The following is a 6300-nucleotide window of genomic DNA, read 5'->3' as shown; positions in this document are numbered from 1 at the left end:
CCGGATCCGGTGCGGGGCCCCTCCCGTGTCACGTGCGCGCTACTTGGCGACCTTCATGGCGTCGCGGATCGCCCGGGTCTTCTCCGCGGCCTGGTCCGGGGTGACGCCCTGGCCGCTGTCGCCGCCGGTGCTGCCCAGGCTCATCTTCGTGAAGGTGACCCGGCCGTAGGTGGACTTGTCCGCCCACACGCAGACCGTCGGCCCGGCCTTGCCGGCGATCACGCTGATCACGCCGCAGCTGAGCTTGCCGGCGGAGGCGTGGCTGTCCTTCGCGGGGTAGTCGGTCATCGGCGTGGTCCAGCTGACCCCGCCGCCGTCCTTCTTCGAGTCCGCGATGATCTGGTCCGGGTCGTTGAGGTCGCCGTAGATCCCGATCACCGAGAGCGAGTCCACGTTCTTGACGTCGGTGCCCTTGCCGTAGCTGGCCACCACCGCGTGCAGGTCCTTGCCGACCTTGGAGACCTCGGGCTTGCTCATGTCGGCGGCCTCCTCCTTCGCCGACTTCTGGACGTAGCCGTCCAGCAGCGTCTGCGGGGCGGTGAGCTTGTACTGGCCGCCCGCGTCCTTGCCGCCGAGGAACGACCAGGCGGCGTAGCCGCCGCCGCCCAGCACCAGCGCGCCGACCACCAGCCCGATCACCAGGCCGCCCTTGCCCTTGGGCTGCTGGGGCGGCGGGTAGCCCGGCTGGCCGTACGGCGCCTGCGGCGGCGCGCCGTACGGCTGCGGGGGAGCGCCGTAGGGCTGCTGCGGCGGCTGCCCGTACTGGGGCTGGCCGTACGGGGGCTGGGGAGCGCCGTAGGGCTGCTGCTGCGGCTGGCCGTACTGCGGCGGCTGCCCCCCGTACTGCGGCGGCTGGCCGCCGTAGGGCTGCGGCTGTCCCTGCGGGTACTGCTGTCCCTGGCCGTACATCTGCGTTCGTGCTCCCCCGCCGCACCCGCGGCCTGTCGTGGTGTCCAGTCGTTCCGTGCCCGTCCGGTCCGCCGGACGAGTGCCCGGGCACGCTACCGCACGGTGGCGGACCGGGGCCCGCCCGGGCGCGGCGGGTCCGGGCACCGAAAGCGGTTCGTGACCCTCCCCCCGGTTACGTAAACTGTGCGTCGTGACCGACACGACGAACCAGCGCCCCGTGAGCACCTTTGCCGGGGACGAAGCAGCGACCCTCCCGACGACCTACACCCCCGCGGACGTAGAGGGCGAGCTGTACGAGCGCTGGGTGGAGCGTGGCTACTTCACCGCGGACGCGAAGAGTGACAAGCCCGCCTACACCATCGTCATCCCGCCGCCGAACGTCACCGGCGCCCTGCACCTGGGCCACGCCTTCCAGCACACGCTGATGGACGCGCTGACCCGCCGCAAGCGCATGCAGGGCTACGAGACGCTCTGGCTGCCGGGCATGGACCACGCCGGCATCGCCACCCAGAACAAGGTCGAGCAGCAGCTCGCCGAGTCCGGCCTCTCCCGCCACGACCTGGGCCGGGAGGCCTTCGTCGAGAAGGTCTGGGAGTGGAAGAAGAGCTACGGCGGCCGCATCCTCGGCCAGATGCGCCGCCTCGGCGACGGCGTGGACTGGTCGCGCGAGCGCTTCACCATGGACGAGGGCCTGTCCCAGGCCGTCCAGACCATCTTCAAGCGGCTCTTCGACGACGGCCTGATCTACCGCGCCGAGCGCATCATCAACTGGTGCCCGCGCTGCCTCACCGCGCTGTCCGACATCGAGGTGGAGCACGAGGACACGCCGGGCGAGCTGGTCTCGATCCGCTACGGCGAGGGCGAGGACTCGATCGTCGTCGCCACCACCCGGGCCGAGACGATGCTGGGCGACACCGCGGTGGCCGTCCACCCCGAGGACGAGCGCTACCGGCACCTGATCGGCCGGACCATCAAGCTGCCGCTGACCGACCGTGAGATCCCGGTCGTCGCGGACGAGCACGTCGACCCGGAGTTCGGCACCGGCGCCGTCAAGGTGACGCCCGCGCACGACCCGAACGACTTCGCCATCGGCCAGCGCCACGACCTGCCCAACCTGACGGTCATGGACGAGCGCGGTGCGATCACCGTGCACGGCCCCTTCCTCGGCATGGACCGGCTGGAGGCCCGCTCGGCCGTCGTCGGCGCGCTGCGCGAGCAGGGCCGGATCGTCGCCGAGAAGCGCCCGTACATGCACGCCGTGGGCCACTGCTCGCGCTGCCACACCGTGGTCGAGCCGCGGCTGTCGCTGCAGTGGTGGGTCAAGGTCGAGCCGCTGGCCAAGGCCGCCGGCGACGCCGTCCGCGACGGCAAGGTGGAGATCCACCCGAAGGAGCTGGAGCGCCGCTACTTCGACTGGGTCGACAACATGTACGACTGGTGCATCTCGCGCCAGCTCTGGTGGGGCCACCGGATCCCGGTCTGGTACGGCCCCGAGGGCGAGGTCGTCTGCGTCGGTCCGGACGAGCAGCCGCCGACCGGCGAGGGCTGGGTCCAGGACCCGGACGTCCTGGACACCTGGTTCTCCTCCGGTCTGTGGCCGTTCTCCACGCTCGGCTGGCCGGAGCGGACCGCGGACCTGGAGAAGTTCTACCCGACCGACGTCCTGGTGACGGGCCACGACATCATCTTCTTCTGGGTCGCCCGGATGATGATGTTCGGCCTGTACGCGATGGACGGCGAGGCGCCGTTCAAGACCGTCGCCCTGACCGGTCTGGTGCGCGACGAGTTCGGCAAGAAGATGTCGAAGTCCTCCGGCACGGCCGTGGACCCGCTGGACTGGATGGACGCCTACGGCGCCGACGCCGTCCGCTTCACCCTGGCCGGCGGCGCCAACCCGGGCGCCGACGTGCCGATCGGCGAGGACTGGGTCAAGGGCTCGCGCAACTTCTGCAACAAGATCTGGAACGCGACCCGCTTCGCGCTGATGAACGGCGCCACCACCGAGGGCGCGCTGCCCGCGCCCGAGGACATGACCGCGGTCGACCGCTGGATCCTGTCGCGGCTGAACGCCACCGTCGCCAAGGTGGACGCGCTGTACGACGACTTCCAGTTCGCCAAGGCGACGGACGCGCTGTACCACTTCGCCTGGGACGAGGTCTTCGACTGGTACGTCGAGCTCTCCAAGACCACCCTGGCCAAGGGCGGCCCGCAGGCGGACGCCTCGCGCCGGGTGCTGGGCGAGGTCCTGGACGTCACGCTGCGGCTGCTGCACCCGGTCGTCCCGTTCGTCACCGAGGCGCTGTGGACGACGCTCACCGGCGCCGAGTCGCTGGTCGTGGCCGCGTGGCCGAAGGACAGCGGCTACCGTGACGCGGCCGCCGAGTCGGAGATCGCCACCCTCCAGCAGGTGGTCACCGAGGTCCGCCGGTTCCGTTCGGACCAGGGCCTCCAGCCCGCGCAGCGCGTCCCGGCCCAGCTGGAGCTGGCCGGCACCGTGCTGTCCGTCCACGAGGCCGCGATCCGCTCGCTGCTGCGGCTGACCGTTCCCGAGGAGGGCTTCGCGGCCACCGCCTCGCTGCCGGTCGCCGGTGCCACCGTCGCGCTGGACCTCTCCGGCACCATCGACGTCGCGGCCGAGCGCAAGCGCCTGGCCAAGGACCTCGCGGCCGCCGAGAAGGAGAAGGCCCAGACCACCGCCAAGCTCGGCAACGAGGCGTTCCTCGCCAAGGCGCCGGACGAGGTGGTCGCCAAGATCCGGGGCCGCCAGGAGGCCGCCGAGGCCGACATCGCCCGGATCACCGCCCAGCTCGCGGCGCTGCCGCAGGGCTGAGCCCGGACCGGTCCCCGAGGGGCCGCACACCGCGACACGCGGGGTGCGGCCCCTCGGGCGTTTTTCCGGTGTTCGCTTCCGGAACGGCTACCCGGGTGCTTTCACTACACCAAATAGCCCAGAAACATTGCTCCCTTCCGGCGAATTATCATCCTGCGACCGGGTGAGGTCCTATTCCGAGCGAATTGATTCCGGTCTTGCCCGCGCGGGTTCGCGGAAGTTTGCAGGTCCGCTGTGTACCGTGTGCACGGAGTTTCCGAATGGGCGTTTCCGCTGAGCGTTCCTGCTGAGCGACGGACGGGAGGGCATGGCGTGGTGGTGACCGAGGAGTTGGCCGACGAACTGCCTGTGGAGGCGGTCGAGGAGGCCAAGGCCAGGGCGGCGACCCTGCTGCTCGCGTTCCGGCACGGCAACCAGATCGCGTTCGACCACGAGCTGGACCTGCTGTTCGCCGAGCACGCCGAGCGCGAGGTGACCACCCTGCTCACCTGGATCGCCGCCGAGGCCGTCCGCAAGGCGTACGCCCCCGAGGTCGGCGACAGGGTGCTGCGGGCGATGGCCCGGCGCGCCCCGGAGGACACCGGCGCGGTCGACGTGGACGAGGAGACCGCGAGCGCCGCCCGGCTGATCGAGGCGGTGGCGGCCGGCGAGGTGGCCGAGGTCCGCGGCCTGGTGGCGGCGACGCCGGACACCACCTTCCTGCTCGGCGGCCTGCTGCAGGGCGTCGCGATGATGCTGCCGCTGCTGCCCGACGGCGAACTGGCCGAGATCACGGCCGAGTTGCGCCGTCGACACGGCGGCGCCGCGCATGTGCCGGAGGCCCGGGCCGGGGTCTGAACCCGGGCCGCCGGCAGCCAGGCAGGCAGGCCGGCCGGTCCGGCTACGGCATGGCGTGCAGATGCGAACCGATGGTGCTCGCGACCGGGTTGCCCGCCTTGGCGTCCCAGTTGGTCGACCAGGTCATCGCGCCGCCGATGCCCGGCCACTTGGTGTCCGGCTTGTAGCTGCCGCAGTTGGTTCCGGAGGCCAGGCAGTCCAGTGCGTTGTTGACCGTGCCGGCGGCGAGGTACCCGCCGCCGGCGGCGCTGGTGGAGGCCGGCACCCCGAGCCCCACCTGCTCGGGGCGCAGCCCGCCCTTGAGCTGGATGCAGGCCAGCGCGGTGAGGAAGTTCTCGGTGCCCTGCGAGTAGACGTTCCCGTCGCAGCCGTTCATCGCGCCGGAGTTGTAGTACTGCATGTTGACGATGGTGAGGATGTCCTTCACGTTCAGCGCCAGTTTGAAGTACTCCATGCCGGTCGACTGCATGTCGATCGTCTGCGGCGCCATGGTGAGGACGAATCCGCTCCCGGCCTTCGCCGCCAGGGCGTGCAGCGCCTGGCCCATGTAGGTGGAGCTGATGCCGTTCTCCAGGTCGATGTCGATCCCGTCGAAGCCGTAACCCTGCATCAGTGCCCAGGCGGAGTCGGTGAAGTTCGCGGCCGAGGCGGAATCGCCCACCCAGACTGTGCCGTTCTGTCCGCCGATGGAGAGCACCACCCGCTTTCCGGCCGCCCGCTTGGCCGCGATGTCGGCCTTGAACTGGGCGTCGGTGTAGCCGCCGAGGCGGGAGGAGAGGGCGGGGTCGAGGGTGAAGCTCAGGCCGCCGCGGGTGGCGGTGGCGTCCGCGAAGGAGACCGCGATGATGTCGTAGGCGGCCGGGACGTCGCTGATCCGCTGGACGGTGGCGCCGTTGTCGAAGTTCTGCCAGTAGCCGGTGAGGATGTGCTTGGGCAGGCCCGGGGGCCTGGTCGGGGTCGACGTCCCGGTGGGGGTGGGGCTGCCGGTGCCCGTGGCGGTGGCCGTCGGGCTCGGTGAGGCGGTGGTGGTGGCGGTCGGGCTCGGGGACGGCTGCGGTCCGCCGGGCCCGAGCAGCGAGACGTCGTCGGCGGCGAAGGCCGGCTGCCCGTACCAGCCGTGCAGGTAGACGGTGACGCTGGTGGTGTTCGGGCCGGTGCTGAAGCCCGTGCTCAGCTGGGTCCAGCCGGTGCCGCCGGGGGTCCAGGTGCTCGGATCGGTGCCGCCGGTGCCGCGGGCGCCCAGGTAGACGTACGAGCCCTGGACCCAGGAGCTCAGGGTGTACGAGGAGGAGGGCTTCACCGCGACGGTCTGGGTGCACTCGCCGGTGTCGCTCCCGCTCGGGGTGGACTGCAGGGCGTACGTGCCGGAGTGCGCGGCGGTGCTCCGGACCGTGGCGCTCGAACAGGTCCAGCCGGACGGGTTCCCGGTCTCGAAGCCGCCGTTGGTGATCAGATCGCTGTCGGCGGCATGGGCGCCGGTGCCGTCGGCCAGGGCGAGTCCGCCCAGGCCGATGACCAGGGCGCTCGCTCCGGCGAGCAGCGAACGGACGGCGCGCGGGCGCCGGTGTCGGGCAGGTGGCATGACTCCGTCTCCAGTGGGGGAGGCCCGGCGGCGCCTCGTGGGGGAGGAACGCCGTCCGGGGTGTCGATGGTGCGCGTGCGGGAGCTACCGACAACTCAAGTCCCGGTCGGGAACGGAGACTTGCCTCACAAGGTGGAGTAGA

The 6300-nt window shown here is 71.3% G+C and carries 4 protein-coding genes; 2 read left to right on the top strand and 2 right to left on the bottom strand.

Annotation, left to right across the window (positions count from 1 at the left end; translation table 11 throughout):
- Positions 1-39: 39 nt before the first annotated feature.
- Positions 40-909, bottom strand: a complete 870-nt coding sequence (locus ACFWJ4_RS14410; RefSeq protein WP_380348082.1) for a hypothetical protein — start codon at positions 907-909, stop codon at positions 40-42.
- A gap of 190 nt (positions 910-1099) precedes the next feature.
- Between ACFWJ4_RS14410 and ACFWJ4_RS14405 the strand changes: the two genes are divergently transcribed.
- Positions 1100-3739 carry a valine--tRNA ligase gene (locus tag ACFWJ4_RS14405; protein WP_380543346.1) on the top strand — a complete coding sequence of 880 codons (2640 nt, stop codon included), beginning with the start codon at positions 1100-1102 and terminating at the stop codon, positions 3737-3739.
- A 312-nt stretch (positions 3740-4051) separates the two neighbouring features.
- Positions 4052-4576: a hypothetical protein gene (locus ACFWJ4_RS14400; RefSeq protein ID WP_380543344.1), complete on the top strand. Its 525-nt coding sequence runs from the start codon at positions 4052-4054 to the stop codon at positions 4574-4576.
- Positions 4577-4619: 43 nt separating this feature from the next.
- Here the strand turns inward: ACFWJ4_RS14400 and ACFWJ4_RS14395 are convergent, their stop codons facing one another.
- Entirely contained in the window at positions 4620-6158 is a 1539-nt protein-coding gene (locus ACFWJ4_RS14395) for a chitinase (RefSeq protein ID WP_380543341.1), read from the bottom strand.
- Positions 6159-6300: the final 142 nt, after the last annotated feature.

Source organism: Kitasatospora sp. NPDC127067 (genome assembly GCF_042724755.1).
Taxonomy (GTDB): Bacteria; Actinomycetota; Actinomycetes; order Streptomycetales; family Streptomycetaceae; genus Kitasatospora; species Kitasatospora lactacystinica.
Note: the sequence above shows the minus strand (reverse complement) of the source record. Positions and strands in the feature narration are given on the sequence as shown.

Bases quoted from the DNA above. Each gene is read 5' to 3' on its own strand.
- ACFWJ4_RS14395 (WP_380543341.1), bottom strand. From the start codon at position 6,158: ATGCCACCTGCCCGACACCGGCGCCCGCGCGCCGTCCGTTCGCTGCTC.
- ACFWJ4_RS14410 (WP_380348082.1), bottom strand. From the start codon at position 909: ATGTACGGCCAGGGACAGCAGTACCCGCAGGGACAGCCGCAGCCCTAC.